17 protein-coding genes and 2 tRNA genes are annotated in these 20,073 nt (G+C 32.7%); 10 read left to right on the top strand and 9 right to left on the bottom strand.

Annotated elements, in window-relative coordinates; genetic code table 11:
* The 4 genes from Q4Q40_RS15285 to Q4Q40_RS15270 all read left to right on the top strand — a co-directional run bounded on the left by Q4Q40_RS15285 (nt 1) and on the right by Q4Q40_RS15270 (nt 4,709).
* Complete coding sequence (locus tag Q4Q40_RS15285) at nt 1–990, top strand: aspartate-semialdehyde dehydrogenase (RefSeq protein WP_303302767.1); 990 nt, start codon at nt 1–3, stop codon at nt 988–990.
* An 85-nt stretch (nt 991–1,075) separates the two neighbouring features.
* Entirely contained in the window at nt 1,076–3,217 is a 2,142-nt protein-coding gene (locus Q4Q40_RS15280; protein ID WP_303302961.1) for a prolyl oligopeptidase family serine peptidase, read from the top strand.
* Nucleotides 3,218–3,397: 180 nt separating this feature from the next.
* Nucleotides 3,398–4,309, top strand: coding sequence for an ABC transporter ATP-binding protein (locus tag Q4Q40_RS15275; protein WP_303302766.1), 912 nt, complete (start codon nt 3,398–3,400; stop codon nt 4,307–4,309).
* 103 nt (nt 4,310–4,412) lie between these two features.
* Complete coding sequence (locus tag Q4Q40_RS15270; RefSeq protein ID WP_303302765.1) at nt 4,413–4,709, top strand: S26 family signal peptidase; 297 nt, start codon at nt 4,413–4,415, stop codon at nt 4,707–4,709.
* 25 nt (nt 4,710–4,734) lie between these two features.
* Here the strand turns inward: Q4Q40_RS15270 and Q4Q40_RS24095 are convergent, their stop codons facing one another.
* Together Q4Q40_RS24095 and Q4Q40_RS15255 are read right to left on the bottom strand one after the other, a co-directional pair.
* A complete protein-coding gene (locus Q4Q40_RS24095; RefSeq protein WP_345027310.1) occupies nt 4,735–6,456 on the bottom strand; it encodes a WYL domain-containing protein in 1,722 nt (573 codons plus the stop codon).
* A 4-nt stretch (nt 6,457–6,460) separates the two neighbouring features.
* Nucleotides 6,461–8,764, bottom strand: a complete 2,304-nt coding sequence (locus Q4Q40_RS15255; protein WP_303302764.1) for a CAP domain-containing protein — start codon at nt 8,762–8,764, stop codon at nt 6,461–6,463.
* Nucleotides 8,765–8,848: 84 nt separating this feature from the next.
* On the opposite strand from Q4Q40_RS15255, the gene Q4Q40_RS15250 reads away from it, so the two are divergent.
* The 6 genes from Q4Q40_RS15250 (at nt 8,849) to Q4Q40_RS15225 (ending at nt 13,971) form a co-directional block, all read left to right on the top strand.
* Entirely contained in the window at nt 8,849–9,427 is a 579-nt protein-coding gene (locus Q4Q40_RS15250; RefSeq protein WP_303302763.1) for a hypothetical protein, read from the top strand.
* Nucleotides 9,428–9,810: 383 nt separating this feature from the next.
* On the top strand, nt 9,811–10,347 hold the full coding sequence (locus Q4Q40_RS15245; protein ID WP_303302762.1) for a tetratricopeptide repeat protein: 537 nt from the start codon (nt 9,811–9,813) through the stop codon (nt 10,345–10,347).
* A gap of 149 nt (nt 10,348–10,496) precedes the next feature.
* Nucleotides 10,497–10,579 (top strand) — tRNA-Tyr (locus Q4Q40_RS15240).
* Nucleotides 10,580–10,741: 162 nt separating this feature from the next.
* Nucleotides 10,742–10,809, top strand: a tRNA-OTHER gene (locus Q4Q40_RS15235).
* 558 nt (nt 10,810–11,367) lie between these two features.
* Nucleotides 11,368–12,468 (top strand): slipin family protein, encoded by a 1,101-nt coding sequence (locus Q4Q40_RS15230; RefSeq protein ID WP_303302761.1) that lies wholly within the window; start codon nt 11,368–11,370, stop codon nt 12,466–12,468.
* Nucleotides 12,469–12,573: 105 nt separating this feature from the next.
* The gene (locus Q4Q40_RS15225) at nt 12,574–13,971 is read left to right on the top strand and encodes an RtcB family protein (RefSeq protein ID WP_303302760.1); all 1,398 of its coding nucleotides are present in this window, start codon (nt 12,574–12,576) and stop codon (nt 13,969–13,971) included.
* Between the two features lie 336 nt (nt 13,972–14,307).
* Here the strand turns inward: Q4Q40_RS15225 and Q4Q40_RS15220 are convergent, their stop codons facing one another.
* From Q4Q40_RS15220 to rpmF, 7 genes are all read right to left on the bottom strand, one after another.
* Nucleotides 14,308–14,769 (bottom strand): GreA/GreB family elongation factor, encoded by a 462-nt coding sequence (locus Q4Q40_RS15220; RefSeq protein ID WP_303302759.1) that lies wholly within the window; start codon nt 14,767–14,769, stop codon nt 14,308–14,310.
* Nucleotides 14,747–15,457 carry a monofunctional biosynthetic peptidoglycan transglycosylase gene (gene mtgA, locus Q4Q40_RS15215; protein WP_303302758.1) on the bottom strand — a complete coding sequence of 237 codons (711 nt, stop codon included), beginning with the start codon at nt 15,455–15,457 and terminating at the stop codon, nt 14,747–14,749. Before mtgA ends, Q4Q40_RS15220 begins: the two co-directional genes overlap by 23 nt.
* A 30-nt stretch (nt 15,458–15,487) precedes the next feature.
* The gene (locus tag Q4Q40_RS15210; RefSeq protein ID WP_303302757.1) at nt 15,488–16,603 is read right to left on the bottom strand and encodes an NAD(P)/FAD-dependent oxidoreductase; all 1,116 of its coding nucleotides are present in this window, start codon (nt 16,601–16,603) and stop codon (nt 15,488–15,490) included.
* Nucleotides 16,604–16,746: 143 nt separating this feature from the next.
* Nucleotides 16,747–18,099: an acetyl-CoA carboxylase biotin carboxylase subunit gene (accC, locus tag Q4Q40_RS15205; protein ID WP_303302756.1), complete on the bottom strand. Its 1,353-nt coding sequence runs from the start codon at nt 18,097–18,099 to the stop codon at nt 16,747–16,749.
* 86 nt (nt 18,100–18,185) lie between these two features.
* On the bottom strand, nt 18,186–18,665 hold the full coding sequence (accB, locus tag Q4Q40_RS15200) for an acetyl-CoA carboxylase biotin carboxyl carrier protein (protein ID WP_303302755.1): 480 nt from the start codon (nt 18,663–18,665) through the stop codon (nt 18,186–18,188).
* A 22-nt stretch (nt 18,666–18,687) separates the two neighbouring features.
* Nucleotides 18,688–19,689, bottom strand: coding sequence for a beta-ketoacyl-ACP synthase III (locus tag Q4Q40_RS15195; RefSeq protein WP_303302754.1), 1,002 nt, complete (start codon nt 19,687–19,689; stop codon nt 18,688–18,690).
* Nucleotides 19,690–19,868: 179 nt separating this feature from the next.
* Nucleotides 19,869–20,069 (bottom strand): 50S ribosomal protein L32, encoded by a 201-nt coding sequence (gene rpmF / locus Q4Q40_RS15190; RefSeq protein ID WP_303302753.1) that lies wholly within the window; start codon nt 20,067–20,069, stop codon nt 19,869–19,871.
* Nucleotides 20,070–20,073: the final 4 nt, after the last annotated feature.

The following is a 20,073-nucleotide window of genomic DNA, read 5'->3' as shown; positions in this document are numbered from 1 at the left end:
ATGAAAATAGCTGTTGTTGGAGCCACTGGTATGGTTGGCGAAGTGATGCTTAAGGTATTAGAAGAACGTAATTTTCCTGTTACAGAATTATTACTTGTTGCGTCCGAGCGTTCGGTTGGAAAAAAATTAACCTATAAGAATAACGAATATACCATAATCGGTTTAGCAGATGCTGTTGCAGCAAAGCCTCAAATTGCTATTTTTTCTGCAGGTGGGGACACCTCTATAGAATGGGCTCCTAAATTTGCAGAAGTTGGCACTACAGTAGTTGATAATTCTTCAGCTTGGAGAATGGATCCTTCTAAAAAATTAGTAGTTCCAGAAATAAATGCTCACGAGTTAACTAAAGAAGATAAAATTATCGCAAACCCTAATTGCTCTACCATACAAATGGTTATGGCATTAGCACCGTTGCATAAAAAATATAAAATGAAACGTGTTATCGTTTCTACATACCAATCTGTTTCTGGTACAGGTGTAAAAGCTGTAAAACAATTAGAAAACGAAATAGCTGGAGTTGAAGGCGAAATGGCTTATCCTTATCCTATTGGAAGAAATGCATTACCGCATTGTGATGTGTTTTTAGAAAACGGATATACTAAAGAGGAAATGAAGTTAGCCCGAGAACCACAAAAGATATTTAACGACAAAACATTTTCTGTAACTGCGACTGCGGTTCGTATTCCTACTGCAGGAGGACATTCAGAATCTGTAAATGTAGAGTTTGAAAGTGATTTTGATTTAGCTGATGTCCGTAAAATGCTTCATGAAACACCTGGAGTTATAGTACAGGATAACACAGACACGAACACTTATCCAATGCCTATTTATGCACATAATAAAGATGAGGTATTTGTAGGTAGAATTCGTAGAGACGAAACACAACCAAACACACTAAACATGTGGATAGTTGCAGATAACTTACGTAAAGGTGCCGCAACAAATACCATTCAAATAGCTGAATATTTGGTTGAAAATAATTTAGTGTAGACCTTAATTGTTCTAGACTAATCTAAGCTTCTGTTTTTACAGAGGCTTTTTTGTTTATTTTTGACATATCTAAAATTTACTAACCATAAATAGACTAATAGTCAGCCTTTTATCTCTAACCGTTTTAATTGCTAGTAAAAAAGACATTGCTGTGAACTATCCTGAAACAAAAACTATTGATACCATAGATACTTATTTTGGTGTTGAAGTAAAAGATCCATATCGTTGGTTAGAAGACGATAGAAGTAAAGAAACTGAAGCTTGGGTGAAAACTCAAAACAAATCAACCTATAGTTATTTAGATAACATCCCATTTAGAAAAGACCTTAAAGAACGTCTTTCCAGTTTATGGAATTACGAAAAAATAAGTGCTCCTTTTGTAGAAGGTGATTACACTTACTTTTATAAAAATGATGGTCTACAAAATCAATACGTTTTATATAGAAAAAAGGGGAATGGTCCATCTGAAACCTTTTTAGATCCTAATACTTTTTCTGAAGACGGTACAGTATCATTAGATACCGCAAGCTTTTCTAAAGACGGAAGTATCTTAGCGTATGCTATTTCTGAAGGAGGTAGCGACTGGAGAAAGATTCATATCATGAATACCGAAACTAAAGAAATCATAGAAGATACCTTAATAGATGTCAAATTCACACAAATATCATGGTATAAAAACGAAGGCTTTTACTATTCTAGCTATGATAAACCTGAAGGTAGTGAGCTTTCAGCGAAAACAGATCAACACAAGGTATACTATCATAAATTAGGAACATCTCAAAAAGAGGATGTCTTAATTTTTGGAGGCACCCAAGAAGAAAAACACCGTTACATATATGCTAACGTAACCGAAGATGATACCTATTTAGTTATTACACCTCGTGTCTCCACCTCTGGAAACAAATTGTATATAAAAGATCTTTCTGTTCCTAATAGTAAATTAATTCCGGTTTTAGACCATACAGATAGTGATACTTATATTATTGAAAATGAAGGCAGCAAACTATTTATCGTTACAAATCTTGATGCGCCAAATAAAAAGATAGTCACCGTAGATGTCTCTAATCCTACTCCAGAAAATTGGGTGGATTTTATACCAGAAACGAATCATGTTTTAATCCCATCAAAAGGTGGTGGTTTCTTTTTTACCGAATATATGGTTGACGCTATTTCTAAAGTAATGCAATATGATTATAACGGGAAGTTAATTAGAGATATCAAATTACCTGGTGTTGGAAGCGTAAATGGTTTTGGCTGCAAAAAAGAAGAAAAAACAAGCTATTATTCTTTTACAAACTACAACACACCTTCTAGTATTTATAAATTGAATATTGAAACAGGTAAATCTGAATTGTATTGGAAGCCATCTATAGAATTTAATAGCAATGCTTATGAAAGTAAGCAAGTTTTCTACACATCAAAAGACGGCACCAAAGTCCCTATGATCATTACGCATAAAAAAGGCATTGAGTTACATGGTAAAAATCCGACCATACTTTATGGTTACGGCGGATTCAATATTAGTTTAAATCCTTCGTTTAGCATTACCAATGCGGTTTGGATGGAGCAAGGTGGTATTTTAGCAGTTCCGAATCTTAGAGGTGGCGGTGAATACGGTAAAGCATGGCATGATGCAGGAACTCAACTAAAAAAACAAAATGTATTTGACGACTTTATTGCCGCAGGGGAATATCTAATCGAAAATAAGTATACCACTTCTAATTATTTAGCAATAAGAGGAGGCTCTAACGGCGGTTTATTAGTTGGAGTAATTATGACGCAACGTCCAGATTTAGCTAAAGTAGCTTTGCCTGCTGTTGGCGTATTAGACATGCTACGATACCACACCTTTACTGCTGGAGCAGGTTGGGCTTATGATTATGGAACGGCAGAACAAAATAAAGAGATGTTCGAATACCTAAAAGGATATTCTCCAGTACACAATGTAAAAGCTGGCATACAATACCCCGCAACATTAGTAACTACTAGCGACCATGATGACCGTGTTGTACCTGCACACAGTTTTAAGTTTGCTGCCGAATTACAAAGCAAGCAAACAGGAAATAACCCAACATTAATACGTATTGAAACTGATGCTGGTCATGGAGCTGGAACACCCGTTAGTAAAATTATTGAGCAATATGCCGATATTTATGGTTTTACATTATATAATATGGGTTTTGAAGTGTTACCAAATAATAGGGAAAGAAAAAGATTAATATTATAAACCTTCATTTAAAAGGAAGGGGTTTAAAAAGTGGCATCCAGAATAAAATGAAGAATCCATTTAAACTCGAATGTCTAAATATTAATATGTTCCCATTTTTAGATCGTCCTCAAAAGGATAATCTATAGACTTTTTAGACACCCTCTTTTTTTATACTATTTTTGCAGCTTACAATTACAAATGCTCGAAGTAAAAAACATTTATTTTAATTACAATAAAACTGTCGTTTTAAAAGACATAAATTTCACTGTAAAAACAGGTGATCATGTTTCTATAATTGGTGAAAGTGGCTCAGGAAAAAGCACCCTTTTAAAATTACTTTATGGTACTTACGATTTAGACCAGGGTCACATTTTTTGGAAAGACTCTGAAATCTTAGGGCCAAAACACAATCTTATCATTGGTCCAGAATTCATGAAGTATGTGGCTCAGGAATTCGACCTAATGCCTTTTATTACTGTTGCTGAAAATATTGGTGCTTTCCTATCTAATTTCTATCCTGAAGAAAAACAAGAACGCATCAACGAACTATTAGATGTTGTTGAATTAAAGCCTTTCGCTAAAACGAAAGTTAAAGAATTAAGCGGTGGACAAAAACAACGTGTTGCTTTAGCTAGAGCCATTGCAAAACAACCTGAAATAATTTTACTTGACGAACCTTTTAGTCATATCGATAATTTTAAAAAGCAATCTTTACGTAGAAACTTATTTAAATACTTAAAAGAAAAAAACATTACCTGTATTGTTGCGACTCATGATAAAGATGATGTATTGTCGTATTCCGATAACATGATCGTATTACACGACACTAAAATTATAGCAAATAACACGCCTCAACAGTTATATGAAAATCCAGAAAACAAATTGATAGCTTCCTTCTTTGGTGAGTTTAATGAATTAAAATCGAATGGCATTGTTTATGCCCACCAATTAAAAGTAGTTGATACATCTGATTTAAAAGCGATTGTAAAACAATCTTACTACAAGGGAAATTACTATTTAATTGAAGCTGATTCGAACGGAGAAACTGTATTTTTTGAGCATGATATTGCGCTTCAAAAAGGAAAAGCTATCTTTTTAAATCGAGTTTGATAATTTATATATCTTTGCACTAGTTCATTGAAAAGTTCTTTTGATAAATTTTGAAGGCTATGTATGGCAATAATGCGATACATAACATTTAAAATTAAATATTATGAATTGGAAAATTCAAAAACTACAAAATGGGGAAACCATTATTTCAAAAGAACCTGGTAATTCTATGTTACCTCTACTAAAATCTAAACAACCTGTTAAACTTCAACCGATTCAATGGAAAGATTGCAAAACAGGAGATATTGTTTACTGTAAAGTTAGAGGCAATTGCTTTACACATCTTGTGAAAGGAAAAAACAACAAGCGTGGTTTATTAATTGGTAATAATCACGGAAGAATTAACGGATGGACTAAAAATGTTTATGGAAAAGTAATAGAGATATTACCAATGTCGTAGACATTATCTAATAAATAAAAAACACTCACAATATTTCTTTTTCAGCATACTGTAATCCGTTAGGTAACTCAATTGAGGAAAATTCTAAATGTAAAACACGACGTCTTTTTTGAACTGTAGTTTCAGACGATGCATGTAGCAATAATGGTTTTAATAATTGAACACCTCCCGATGACACTTCGCTTACAAAAGGAATAGAATTCGAACTAATTAATGTAATCTCTTCATCTTTCAATCGTTTATTATGCGAACCAGGAATCACCCTTAATGCACCATTTTTAACCGTTGTATCATCTAAGTGAATACGCATTGAAAAGGTGTTTTTTGAAATTGCTTCTGGAGGACAAACACTAATCACTCCTTTTTTATTGGTCCAGGAGGCAAAATCTTTGGTTTCTATTTTCTCCGTAACATTAATAGGTACGTCCTGATGCCAAGTCACATACCAATTATCTTTGGGTGACTTGTCAAAATAAACAGCCTTCGTCAAAAACACATCCTTATCAATTGATTTTATAAGCTTCTTGAAATTTCTGTTGAATAATAACTCTTTCAATTCAGGCATCTTTTTAAGCACTTCCCGCATCCCAAAAGCTTGCTCGTCATGAGCTTTAATATAATTATCTAATCTCGTTTTTAGTTTTCTAATATCTCGCTTAGAATACACATGATTTAATATCCCAAAACCTTTATACTCTAGACGTTTTGCAATAGTCCGCATGTTTTTATCATTAATTTCCGTTTCGTAAGCATCAACAGCATCACATAACCGCTCTTTAATATGCCGTTTTAAACGTTCGGGAGCAATAACTTTTACCCCTTCTCCTAATCCTAAAATCTCTTTTTCTAATTCAAAATTCAATTGAACCTCTAAAGAAATAGTCACTCCATAATTATCTCGACTCACTTCTTTTTGCGAATGATGAAACGGTTTTGTGAGTACATACGGTGCCTGTTTATGGTTTATATAAAGCAAAACCGTTTCGGGTTCTAAACCAGGGCTTACCGAAACACCAATTGCGTTTTTATAATACGTTTCAGAATTAAAATCGGAGTCAAAAACAAATGGTTCCTCACTTTTTTTAATGGATACAATGCGATCTAAAGCTAAATTCATTAAGCCTTCATTTTTTTTGCGTTGTCCAATTACAAACCATCGATTTCTAAATTCTTTCAACAAATAGGGATAATAAGTAAACGTGCTTTCTTGCCGTGCTTTAAATGACTGATATGTGATTTCTATAGCTTCCTTTTTAAGTATGAATTGGTAGAGTTCATCCAAAAATCTTAAGCCTTTTAAGTTGTCATTTTTTTCAAAGTCTATTAATGATTTCTCTTGTGTTTTTTGAGTATAAACATGATCTTCTAATTTTTGAACCATACTTCCCAATTCGGTAAAATGAGAAAAACCCTGAAACTGTTTTAAAAACGACACGGCTTCAGATAATTTGGTTAAATCCTGATTAGAAATAGGGCTATTCGTAATGCTATAATTATCGTCTTCATACTTATAAAACTTCCTGTCGTAAACTACAATGGGGGCATTATACCCTAACTTATCACTACGCATCATTTGGATGTCTAACTGCACGGTACGTTTACTTACATCTATATCTTTTCCTTCGTATTCGTAAAGCGCATCAGAAACAGCTTCAATCAGGTCATTAAGCGTCCATTTTCTAAAGCCATTTTGAAGACATTTATCTATGGTTTTATAGCGAATTAATGCGTTTTTATTGACTGCCATAATATTAGTTGTTACAAGCCTTACAATATAAATTTTTCACACCTTCATATCTCAAGTTTTGAAAATCCTTATCAATCCATTCACACCACTTTTTCCGATTAAATTTTATAGCTAGCTTATGAACATCTAACAATTCTTCCAATCCAGATTCAGAATTTTCAAGCACATAAGTTTTAGCTAAAAGAAATGAAGCTTCTTCGTTTAAGGTTTTATCATTAAATCGATACATTAACAATTCAACCGTTAAGTAATAAGCGCTCCACTTATTAAAAAATAGGCATAAATCTATATCATCTTGGATTGTTGAAGATACTTCCCTAAAATAATCTGTAATGAATTCAAATGATTCATGAATCTTTGGACTAAAATTAATTTGTCCATAATATTCTATGCTTGCCATATGAAAATTTAAAAATAGAGGATTCACCGTTTCCTCAGATTTATACTTTTCAAATAATAATTCCACCTTTTTTGGGTGCATTACCTTAGAAAAATCTTCTAAACTACTATCCCAAGACCAAAGTAACTGCCTACTTGTTATTGCATATAAGTTTAAAAGGTTTTGCTGCGCCTCTAAAGAAAGTTGTTCTGGTTGCGATAACCAATTTCTAACAAATAACACAACATTATCTAAGTTATAATTATTTACTTCCTTTAATAATAAAGCTGAAACATTCTGAACCAATTCCTTTTTGTCAAACAGTTTATCAATTATAAATTCTTCATTAAAAAAAACATCATTCTCTTCTCTATTATACATTTCAAACAGTACTCTGTTTGCTAAATCGTAATTTTTTGTAAGCAATGCATCTGTTAAATTATAAAAAAGAAAATTAGGATCAGTCTCAAGCCATTCCCCATATTCATACAAAATAGCTTTAGACTTTCTTTGTAAGTTTAGCGAATTTTCCCAAAAAGGATCAAGATTATTTTTAATGTATTGTTTTATCTCTTCTTTATCATCTCCCAAATGCTCTTCTAACCCCAAGAGCTCGATTTGATATTGACATAACTCCCAGTTTTCCTTTGCCTGGATATCAAAAGGAACCTCATTCGTTATCTTATTTTTTAATAAGTTTTTTATGAATCGTGCTCGCTCAGTATGTAATATAGAATTAGTGTTAGTGTTTCCATCAATAGATGTAAAACTTTTTATATCTATGGCAAATAATTTCTTTGAATCGAGATTTATTTCAGGCTCCTCTACAGGGGTTTTTCGTCCTGTTTTAAAATCAAAAATGATATCCCTAATACCATTAACCCCTTTTAATTTCAGGGTAACTTCAGGCTTTTTAATAAGAGGTTCAATATGCCTTAAATCATACCTTTTACTTGGTATAGATGTCGGAACATTATAACTACATTTCTTCCCATCTTTTATTAGAATAAGGTTTGGGCTTAGATCTTTACCTCTCATATGCTCAGGAATTACACCTAAAAAAGTTACAAATCTTTTTTTATTCTCAGCAAGATTATGAGGAAGCAAACTATCTCTATAAACAGGACTTAACATGACACCATCGTAAATAGGAGAGACGTCTAGTTTATTATCTCCATAGCAAACTAACTGTTCTCGTTCTACTAAATCTATAGCAATCCCATCATTAGGGTTTTCTATTATCTCTTCAACAATTTCTTTACTATGAAATTTTAAATATATGCCTCCAAATTCAATCGTTATAGCATTACCCATATTAACCATAGAATTGCCTTTATCTGCCATGAAATATTTACATGAGTTATCACTTTTCTTTATTCCAAATGCATTTTCAGATAATTGCCCTGAAATTATTACGCCTTTTTTTCCAAACACTTGAGCAGCAAAAATGCGTTTGGATTTCGAATTATATGTAAACCCAAAATCGCCATATTTATAATCATCTAAAATCATATTAGCATAATGTCCTGGAGAATTTTTCCAGGAACGAAACATATCAAAAGCTAGTTTTTCCAAGGCCTTTGAATTTAATGACAACCTTACTGGTTTAGTGTATAATATATTTTCTCCAACTGTTGAAAATTGTCTGCTAAAATGAGAAACACGATCTTTTACTCTTATAAACTTTGTCCCTACTTGAACATGTGTTAAAGAATTTATTTCTGCAATATAATCCGATTGAAGTTTTGCTGCTTTAGCTAAATCAGCATCTCGTTTTAATGGTAATTTTCCCAGTTTTATTCTCAAATTATTTACATGAGCTGCTAATAAATCGGATAATTTCTCATGATTAAAATCTGATTTTTGTGCATTCAAAAAAGAAAAAAATAACATAAATATTAGTACACCAAATAATTTCTGTTTCTTCATGAAAATGTTTTAAAATTAAAGGTAAAAATTATTACGCAAAAAGACTGCGTACCAACATGAAATATTTGTTTAAAAGACAAAATAATGGAAGTGCTAAAACTTAAAATATTCGATGTATTAATTGAAAAGATAACTGTTTCAGAATTTGAAAACTGGTTGTATAATTCAGAAGAAATTATTGAAAACCTCAATAGTAATCCATACTATTTTGATCTAATTTCAATCAATTACAAAAACGAAGAATGGTTAAAACAACTAAACAATCTAATTAAAGAAAAATACAGTGAAGATTATCTTATAATTTTAAAAATAGAAAAAGGATGTTTACAAATATGTCAATCAAAAACACCATACCAAGTCTATCAAATTCTATCCGAATTAATAAGGGATTTTGATTATGACACAAACTTTGACATTCTTTGGAAATTTTATTCTCTTTATAAGTATTATGAGTCATTTGAAGGCAGTATGTTTAACAAATATTCTTTTGAAAAAGAAGCTAAATTTTACTCAGAGCAAGTGCTTCGTATTTCAAAAAATTGTAAAGATTATGAAGAAATAAAACAGGTTTTATCGCGAGATTTAATTCCATTTAGGGAGCCTGTTTTTAACCAAACAAGAACCTTAAAACAAAAAATTCTTGCATTTTTCAAAATAAATTAATACTTCGTATTAAGGGGGCATTTTTTTAGAAAATAAAAAAATAAATTTTGAAAAGTCAAAAATAAATCTAAATCTTTGCATCGCAATAAAGCAAAAAAATAAGTTTAACTAAAAATCGAAGCTATGTGTTTATTCATCTCATATCAAGACAATCCAGAAGGGATACCGCCTTTTGTGATGCTTCGTGATTATCGTTAGATAAACTTTTCAAATTATAAATGAAAAATCCGAAGCAACTTAAAAACTGCTTCGGATTTTTTGTTTTCAGTCATTAGCAACTCTGCTAAGCAATTTCCAAAACAGTTTTCAATTATAAATGTCGAGTCTAGATTCTTAAAACAGAATTATGACTTCACTAAAAACAAATTATTAAAATAAAAACAATGGGCACTCATTTGTTAAACAACTATGTACTAAAAGCCATAGATGCTTTTCCATACGATTTAGAAGAAACAGTAGAAAATTTAAACTACGCTTTATCATACGAATCTAATAATGCTTATGCCCTTTTCTTAATGGGAAGATTACAAGCTGAAAAAATTGAAGATTACGAAACAGCCAAGTTATATTTTGCTGAAGCTTTAGCATCAAAAATGGATTTTCAGAAAGTATACCCAAGATACATTCAAACCTTATTATGGAATGACGATTTGGATGAGGCTCAAAAATTAATAGACTTTGCATTAACCGTAAAAGGTATAGATAAAGGTTCTATTTGGGATAAACAAGGACAACTTTTTGAAATAAAACAAGCATACAAAAAAGCTATAAAAGCATATAAAACAGCAAAAACATTTGGTTATAACGATTCATTTATAGACTACATTAATGATGAAATTAGTAGAATAAAAAGCAAGTTAAAACCAAAGAAAAAGAAAAGCACCTCTAAAAAAAAGAAGCGCAAGAAGAAAAAAAAGTAAAATAAATTTTACTACGCAGAAACATTGCGCAATTGTGTAAAATATTTGCAAAGTAATCATAAAGAAGTCTATTTAAACAAGATTTCAAAGTAGTGCTCCACCAGACACGGATGCTGGTGGAGCTTAGTAAAAAAGTTCTTTAAACAACTGGAAATATTGAGCAATTGGCTGGCTCGCCTGACTGTAAATCAGGTCTTTTATAAGCATGTAGGTTCGAGTCCTACTATTTCCACATCAAGCGAGTCTTGTTAGGTGTTTCGGTACAACACCATTGTATAAATCCTTACTATTTAGTATGAGGTTTTTATATTCAACTTGACTTGAAGGCTTCGGTTATTTGCCAAATAATAACCACCACTCTATCGGTCGTGGGTTCGAATCCCACTCTCATTAATTTGAGATAGTTCAGTCAGGTTAGAACAATAGATTTCGAAAGTGTAGGTTCGAATCCTACTCACGCAAATGCGTGATGGCGAAATTGGTAGACGCGCTGTATTTAGGTTACAGTTTGAAATGGACTCAAAATCCATCTTTATAAAGAAGGTCACTTTTAAAAATAGACCACCAAGTGAGTCGCACTCTAAACGGCAAAAACAAAGTGAAATGAAACTGGCAAAAAGCAACCTGTTGTTTATGCAGTCCAGAAAACACCTTGAGATACAGTAGTATTAAAAGTTATTTTGTATTTCCTTTTTAAAGATTTATTTATTAAAAAAGACTTGTGAGATCACATATCAAAACTAATAAATCATCAATAGAAACGATTTATAAAACACTTAAAAATCGCTTGTATTTCCGTCGTTAGAAAGATGGTTTTCTTTTGCTTTGTTTTAATTAAGAATAGCCATTCTCAAAAAAAAGAGAATTCTATTATAAGTGTTTAATCGTTCTGAAAAAAAAGAAAACATCAGAGCAAAAATTTAGAAGTCATGAACCATCCATAATCAAAAGTTAATGGTTAGTTCATCGCATCAAATGGATGTACCATTTGACAATTGTTTAACAATAAAAATGAAACAAATGAAAAGAGTAAGAATTCATGCAGGAAATGTAGGTTTAGTTTTTAAAAATGGTGATTACCAACGTGTCATCACTCAAGGAAAACACTGGTTAAGGTTTAGTGAACGTCTGAGCACGTATGCTTTAAATATGCCTTTTCACGCGCCAAAAGCATTAGAAGTCTTACTTAAAGATGAGGCTTTGGCAACAATCTTAACCCTTGTTGAGGTAAAGGATAATGAAATTGTTTTAGTCTATGAAAACAACAATTTTAAAAATGTGTTAACAGCTGGTCGATACACCTATTGGAACACCTTAATCGATTACAAATTCGTTACTGCCGATTTAAGCAAAATTAGCATTACTGAGGCTATTAAAAAAAACTTGTATAGCAAAGCTGAATTAGCAAAATATATTCGGGTATTTGAGGTGGCAGCTTATGAAAAAGCGATAATGATTGTTGATGATGAGTTCGTTAAAATCTTAGAACATGGTACATACCATTTCTGGCGAAACGATCAAACCATTAAAATAGCCAAAGCAGATATGCGTCAACTACAATTAGAAATTGCTGGTCAGGAATTGTTGACTAAAGATAAAGCAACTGTTCGAATTAATTTTTATGCGCAATACAAAGTTACAGATATTGAAACAGCTTTGATGCGAAACAAAGATTACGAAAAGCAATTGTATATTACATTGCAATTGGCATTGCGGGCATTTATAGGTGCTTATACATTAGATGAATTGTTAGAGCAAAAAGAAACCATTGCCGAAGCAGTTTTAAAAGATGTCAAAGGGCAAGCATCTAAATTAGGTGTTAATGTATTGCATGCTGGTATGCGAGATGTGATCTTACCTGGTGATATGAAAGACATTATGAACCAAGTATTGATCGCTCATAAAAAAGCACAAGCTAATGTGGTAACAAGACGAGAAGAAACAGCTTCTACAAGGAGTTTGTTGAATACCGCAAAATTAATGGAAGACAACACCATGTTGTTCAAATTAAAAGAGATGGAATATGTTGAGAAAATCGCTGATAAAATTGGTGAAATCACCGTTGCTGGTAATGGCAATGTTATTGAACAATTAAAAGATATTTTCTCTGTAAATAAGTAAAATAACATCCAAGGTTTTTAGAACCTTGGATGTTTAATAAAACAAGCTACGCAAAAACACTACGTAATACATTATAATATTTGTAATGTCATTAAAATAAAAGTTATGTCAATACATACAAAAGTAACAGGAAACGATTTAATACAATTAGGATTTAGACAAGGAAAATGGATGAAAAAAGCCATTAAACATATTAATACAAACAAATTAAACAAAACAGATATGGTCATTTATTTAGACCAATTTAAATCGCCAGATCCTATCGAATTGCATAAAACATCCATGACGTTTTTCACAAATATTAAAGCAGAAAACGAATTGGAAGAAGACAATGTTTCAAAAGTCATCAATTCGATGGAAACATTAATGAAAACACCGACATTAGTAACTGGTGCTATTATGCCCGATGCTTGCCCCGCAGGTTCAGATGGAACGATTCCTGTTGGTGGTGTTGCAGTAGCAAAAAATGCGATTCACCCAGGTATGCATAGCGCAGACATCTGTTGCTCGGTGATGCTTACCGATTTTGGTAAAGCGAATCCTAAAGACATTTTAGATGCAGCACATGCCAACACACATTTTGGTCCTGGAGGAAGAGACAGAGATACGCAATTTAGATTCCCAAAGGAATTATTAGATGCTTTTGAATCTAATTACTTCTTAAATGATGGGAATATGATTCAAATCGCTCGTTCTCATCTGGGAACGCAAGGTGATGGTAATCATTTCTTATTTGTTGGAACCTCTAAAAAGACAGGAAATACGATGTTGGTAACCCACCATGGATCTAGAGGTCCAGGAGCAAGACTGTACACCAAGGGTATGAAAATAGCCGAACGTTTTAGAAAAGAACTATCACCTGAAACGATGAAACAAAATGCATGGATTCCTTTTAAAACTGAAGAAGGACAGACTTATTGGGATGCCTTGCAAATTATTAGAGATTGGACTAAAGTGAACCACGAAGTGATTCATAATTCGGTTGCTGACACTTTAAAAATTGATATTGAAAACAGATATTGGAATGAGCATAACTTTGTATTTAAAGATGGTGATTTATTTTACCACGCCAAAGGAGCAACACCTCTAGATGCTAAGTTTATGCCAGATATTACTGGGCCGAGATTGATTCCTTTAAACATGTCTGAACCTGTTTTAATTGTTGAAGGCGCTACCACCAAAACTAATTTAGGTTTTGCACCACATGGCGCTGGTAGAAATGTGAGTAGAACACAACATAGAAAAAGTAAAACAGGAACTATTATGCAAATTTTTAAAGAAGAGACTAAAGGTTTAGATGTTAGATTCTTCTCTAAAGAAATTGATATTACCGAATTGCCTAGTGCTTACAAAAACGCCAAAGCAGTTAGAAATCAAATGGATGAATACGGTTTAGGAACCGTTATTGACGAGGTGATGCCCTACGGTTGTATTATGGCTGGAGATTGGCAGAAGAATGCTCCTTGGAAAATTAGGAGAGAGAAACGAAATAGGAACAAGTAAATATTTAATTTATGCAAATCAAAAAAGGAACACTGTATTAAGTTATAACAAATAACTTAATACAAAATGAAATCTTACAGCAACAAGAAATTTTATAATTTCAAAGAAGCTCATAGAAGAAAAAAGAGAACCAGAAGCACACAAAGATGGTGGAAATCTGGAAGTTCAGATTATCTAAAATTTAAAAGACAGGGTTATAGAACTAAAAGTAAAAAAATCCTTAAAAAAATAATAAATCATCAAGAATTGGAGTTTCCTTTATATAAAAGAACACTGTGGTGGGACTCTTAATTTATCAGAAGAAAAGTGAGCAAATGAAAATTAACTCACTTTTTTCTATAACACTTCTTTAATACTGAACTTTTGCCCCCTAAAAAGAACCTCATCACCAACCATTTTCCCTATCAGCAATTGCCCAATAGGCGTACTAGGAGAAACCGCATAAAATGTAACTCCATCTACAGTTAATTCCCCAGCACTAATAGCAATAAAATAATTAGATTGAGAAGTATAAACAATACTTCCTAAACCTACCGTTTTAAAAACTTTAGTAACATCTATTTTAGAAAGGATTTCTTTAATCTTTTGAATTTCTGCTAATTGATTTCCTGCTTTTTCACGCTCTAATTGTAACATAGCACGTCCCGTTTCATGCTTGTCGCCCGCACTGCTTTTTGTTTCTGAAGTTAATGAAATTTGAATCTCGTTTATGGTGTTTTGTATGGTTTGAAATCTACCATTTACAACATCTAAACATTGTGAATACAGACCTTCTTTAATTTTTAACGGTTTTTCCATCTTTATTAACATATTCTAGTGGTCCAAAATAATCCATTTGTTTTATAATCCAAGCCTTTCTGACTTGAATATAATTTGATGCTGGGTTTGCCTTATAGACCCTCGGATTTGGTAAAACGGACGCAATAGCAGCTGCTTCTAATGGTGATAATTTATCCGCTGACTTTTTAAACCAATATTGAGACGCTGCTTCGGCGCCATAAATACCATGCCCCATTTCTATACTGTTTAAATAGACTTCGATAATACGTTCTTTAGTCCATATCGACTCTATTAAAAAAGTAAAATAAACTTCTAAGCCTTTACGAAACCAACTTCGTTCTGGCCATAAAAAAACATTCTTTGCCGTTTGCTGACTTATGGTACTCGCTCCTTTTAACTTTTTCCCTTCTTTATTATTCTTATAAGCTTTTTCAATGGCTTTTATATCAAATCCATTGTGGTTTAAAAAGTTTTGATCTTCACTACAAATAACTGCTAATTGTAAGTTCTTAGAAATGGCATCAATTGAAACCCAATCGTGTTTCCAAAATGTTTCTTTTTCAACATCCGATTTTTCAAAATGTCGTATTATCATAAGAGGGGTTATAGGAACAGGAACCCATTTATAAAGAAAAACAAAGCCTATAGATAATATAAAGAGCCACAGTACGATTTTAAATAGGAATTTGAAAAAACGTTTTATCAACTTGAATATTTTACTTTTTAAGATTTCTACTTATACAGAGATTAAATCTGCTAATTCCTTACCAACTAAACTTCCAATAGCAATCCCCATGCCTCCTAAACGAACGCCACAAAACACATGATCTGATACTTGTTTTACAATTGCCTTTTTCTGATTGCCTAACCCCATAATACCACTCCACCTATGATCAATTTCAAAACTGGTTTCTGGAAAAATAATCATTTTCAAAAGTTCTTCCAATTTATTTTGGATTAAAACTGTTTGATTAAATACCATGGTTTCTTCTCCTTTAAAATCAAGATGCCTACCACCTCCTAGTAATATTCTATTATCAATATTTCTAAAATAGTAATATCCTTTATCTAAATGAAATGTACCTTTTATATGAAGGTCTTTAATAGGTTTTGTAATTAGTACTTGAGCACGAGCTGGTTTTACTTTTTCATCTAATAATTGCGATGCAAAACCATTTGTAGCAACTAATAAGTTAGACGTTGAAAACTTAAATTTATCAGTCTTTATTTTTACTGCATTCATGTCTTCTGAAAAACTTTCAACAGTAATATTATTGAGAATTTTTATTCCTTTTTTTTGTACCAACTGCGTTAATGACATCATCATGCTTCCTGTATCAATTTGGCCTTCAAATTGATTGAAAATATATTGATTCTTTATATTCTGGAATTTAAAACTATTAGGATTTGCGCTGAATACTTTATCTTTAAATATGGGTTGAAGTAACTTATTGATATATGCTTTTTTTGAAAGGCATTCCTCTAATAAATCATCTTCTTTTGCAAATAACTCATACCCCCCATACTCTTTATAGTTAATCGTTTTATCTCCTAAAGTTTTACGTAACAATTGCAACCCAATCACTCGTTTCTTCACAAGCTCTACAACTTCTGCTTCGGTATGTGACTTTAAATCATCAAGAATTTCACTCAAGCTGCCAAAACAGGCAAATCCAGCATTTTTAGTACTTGCTCCTTGGGGTAAAATACCTTTTTCTAATATCAAAATATTGGCTTTAGGAAAATATTCTTTTAAGTTTAAAGCACAATTTAAACCAACAATACCACTACCCACAATGGTAAAATCTACGTTAGTTAACCAGCTTTTTATTTCCCAATATGATAAGTTCATCTTACGAAGTTACAGCTTTCGTATCAAGAATAGAAATCTTAAATACTCCATATAACATGAAAAATGTATAGTCGTACTGTCTTTTTTTGACAAAATGAACACCATAAAAAAACTCCGAAATTGCTTTCGGAGTTTAATATGATTTATTCTTCTATTTCTTTTTCTATTACAAAGTCTTCCATAAACTTAGTAGTATAATTACCCGCTAGATAATCGGGATGATCCATAAGTTGCCTGTGGAATGGAATCGTCGTTTTAATACCTTCTATTACAAACTCATCTAAAGCGCGTTTCATTTTATTAATCGCTTCCTCTCTTGTTTGCGCTGTTGTAATCAACTTAGCAATCATAGAGTCATAATTTGGCGGTATCGCATACCCAGCGTAAACATGTGTATCTAAACGTACTCCATGACCTCCTGGAGCATGTAAAGTAGTTATAACTCCTGGTGATGGGCGGAATCCATTAAATGGATCTTCTGCATTAATACGACATTCTATAGAGTGTAATTTAGGCGTATAATTTTTTCCTGAAATCGGCACTCCTGCGGCTACCAAAATTTGCTCACGAATCAAATCGAAATCTATTACTTGTTCGGTAATAGGGTGTTCTACTTGAATACGTGTATTCATTTCCATAAAATAGAAATTACGATGCTTATCTACCAAAAACTCTATGGTTCCAGCCCCTTCATATTTTATGTATTCTGATGCTTTAACAGCAGCAATTCCCATGTCATCACGAAGTTCATTCGTCATAAAAGGAGAAGGTGTTTCTTCTGTTAGTTTTTGGTGACGTCGTTGTATTGAACAGTCTCTTTCTGATAAGTGACATGCTTTACCTCTAGAATCCCCAACTATTTGAATTTCGATATGTCTTGGCTCTTCAATGAGCTTTTCCATATACATATCATCATTGCCAAATGCAGCTTTACTTTCTTGTCTTGCTGAATCCCAGGCATCTTTTAAATCTTCTGCTTTCCATACGGCACGCATACCTTTACCACCACCACCTGCAGATGCTTTTAACATAACGGGATATCCCGTTTCTTCAGCAATTTTTTCACAGACTTCAAACGTTTCTATAATGCCATCACTTCCTGGAACACACGGTACGCCTGCAGCTTTCATGGTCTCCTTAGCATTGGCTTTGTCGCCCATTCTATCAATCATCTCTGGCGAAGCACCAATAAACTTTATGCCATGTTCATCACAGATTTTTGAAAACTTAGCATTTTCTGACAAAAAGCCATACCCTGGATGAATAGCATCAGCATTAGTAATTTCTGCTGCTGCTATAACATTAGACATTTTTAAATAAGATTCACTACTTGCTGGTGGGCCTATACAAACAGCTTCATCTGCAAATTTAACATGCAAACTTTCTTCATCTGCAGTTGAGTAAACAGCTACTGTTTTAATTCCCATCTCTTTACAGGTTCTAATAACACGTAATGCTATTTCCCCTCTATTGGCTATCAATATTTTTTTGAACATAACTTGTTGAATTAAAAATTACAAATTCCAATCGCCAAATTCCAAATATTGGATTTCGAGATTTGTATATTGGAATTTTTAATAGGTTATGATGGGTCTACTAAAAATAATGGTTGATCAAATTCGACAGGTGAAGCGTCGTCAACTAATACTTTAACTATCTTTCCTGAAACTTCAGATTCAATTTCATTAAAAAGTTTCATGGCTTCAATAACACAAAGCACGTCTCCTTCTGCAATAGTTTGTCCAACCTCAACAAATAATGGTTTATCTGGTGATGGTTTTCTGTAAAAAGTACCAATGATTGGTGATTTAATTGTAATGTATTTCGAATCTTCAGTTGCTACAGGTTCGCTAGTTTTCTTGGCTGCTTCTGCTGCTACTGGTTGCGCAGCAATTGGAGCTGCTTGAGGTATATGAGTCGCAGGAACTTGATGTACTATCGTTGTATCCGACTCTGATCCTGTTTTAATGGTGATTTTAATATCATCCATCTCTAATTTAACCTCACTTGCACCAGATTTGGCAACAAACTTAATTAAGTTTTGAATCTCTTTTATATCCATAATTTTGCTAATTAGTTCGTGGTTAGTTTACCTTATTATACGCCCATTTTAAATAAATAGACCCCCAATTAAATCCGCCTCCAAAAGCGGCAAATATTATATTATCTCCTTTTTTAAGTTTCGATTCGTAATCGTTTAAAAGTAATGGTAAAGTTGCAGATGTTGTATTCCCATATTTTTCTATGTTCATCATAACCTTTTCCTCTTCTAATTCTATACGTTGTGCTGTAGCATCAATAATTCGCTTATTCGCTTGATGTGCTGCTAACCATGAAACATTATCCTTAGTTAGATTATTACGTTCTAGTATTTTAACAGTAGCATCTGCCATATTAAATACCGCATTTTTAAATACCGTTCTTCCTTCTTGAAAAGCATATTGCCCACCTTCTTCCATAGATTCTGGTGTTAATGGAAAAGAAGATCCTCCATAAGTGGCTTGTAGAAATTCTCTACCAGTACCATCACTTCTTAAATATTCATCTTGAAGTCCTAAATTCTCCTCATTAGGCTCAAACAAAACAGCTCCCGCTCCATCACCAAAAATGATACAAGTCGCTCTGTCTTTATAATTAATAATAGAAGACATTTTATCTGCTCCTATTAATAATACGTTTTTATACCTCCCAGATTCTATATAACTTGAGGCTACAGACATACCAAACAAAAAACTAGAACATGCCGCGTCCATATCGAACGAAAAGGCATTAACAGCTCCTATATTAGATGCCGTAAAAGCTGCAGTTGAAGCCGCTTTCATATCTGGTGTTGCAGTAGCAACAATAATAAGTTCTATATCTTTAGGGTCTATACCCTTTTTATCAATAAGATTTTGGGCTGCTTTAACAGCCAAATAAGAAGTGCCTTTTCCTTCGTCTTTAAGAATTCTACGTTCTTTAATTCCTGTACGAGAGGTAATCCACTCATCATTTGTGTCAACCATAGTCTCAAGAATTTGATTAGTTAACACATATTCTGGCACATATGCGCCTACAGCTGTAATTGCTGCTGAAATTTTACTCATAACTTTATAGTTAATTCGACCAAAAAATCATTAAAATTGGACAAAAAAGTTCTAATTTGGGTGAAAACTACTAAATTTTCGTTTAATAACACACTAATTAATTGTTTTTGTCTTAGAAAAAATACTTCATAAAAAAAAACGCCCACAGGTGAGCGTTTTATTATATGCATGCATAGTATTTATGCTACGTTTTCTACTTCTGAGTTGTCAATTAACACTTGACCTCTGTGATATAACTTTCCTTCAAACCAATGAGCTCTGTGATATAAGTGAGGCTCACCTGTTGTTGGACATGTAGCAATCTGTGGCGCAGTTGCTTTGTAATGAGTTCTTCTTTTATCTCTTCTTGTTTTTGAGATTTTTCTCTTAGGATGTGCCATTTTT

The organism is Flavivirga jejuensis (assembly GCF_030540765.1).
Taxonomy (GTDB): Bacteria; Bacteroidota; Bacteroidia; order Flavobacteriales; family Flavobacteriaceae; genus Flavivirga; species Flavivirga jejuensis.
This window is presented reverse-complemented; position numbering and strand designations above follow the sequence as displayed.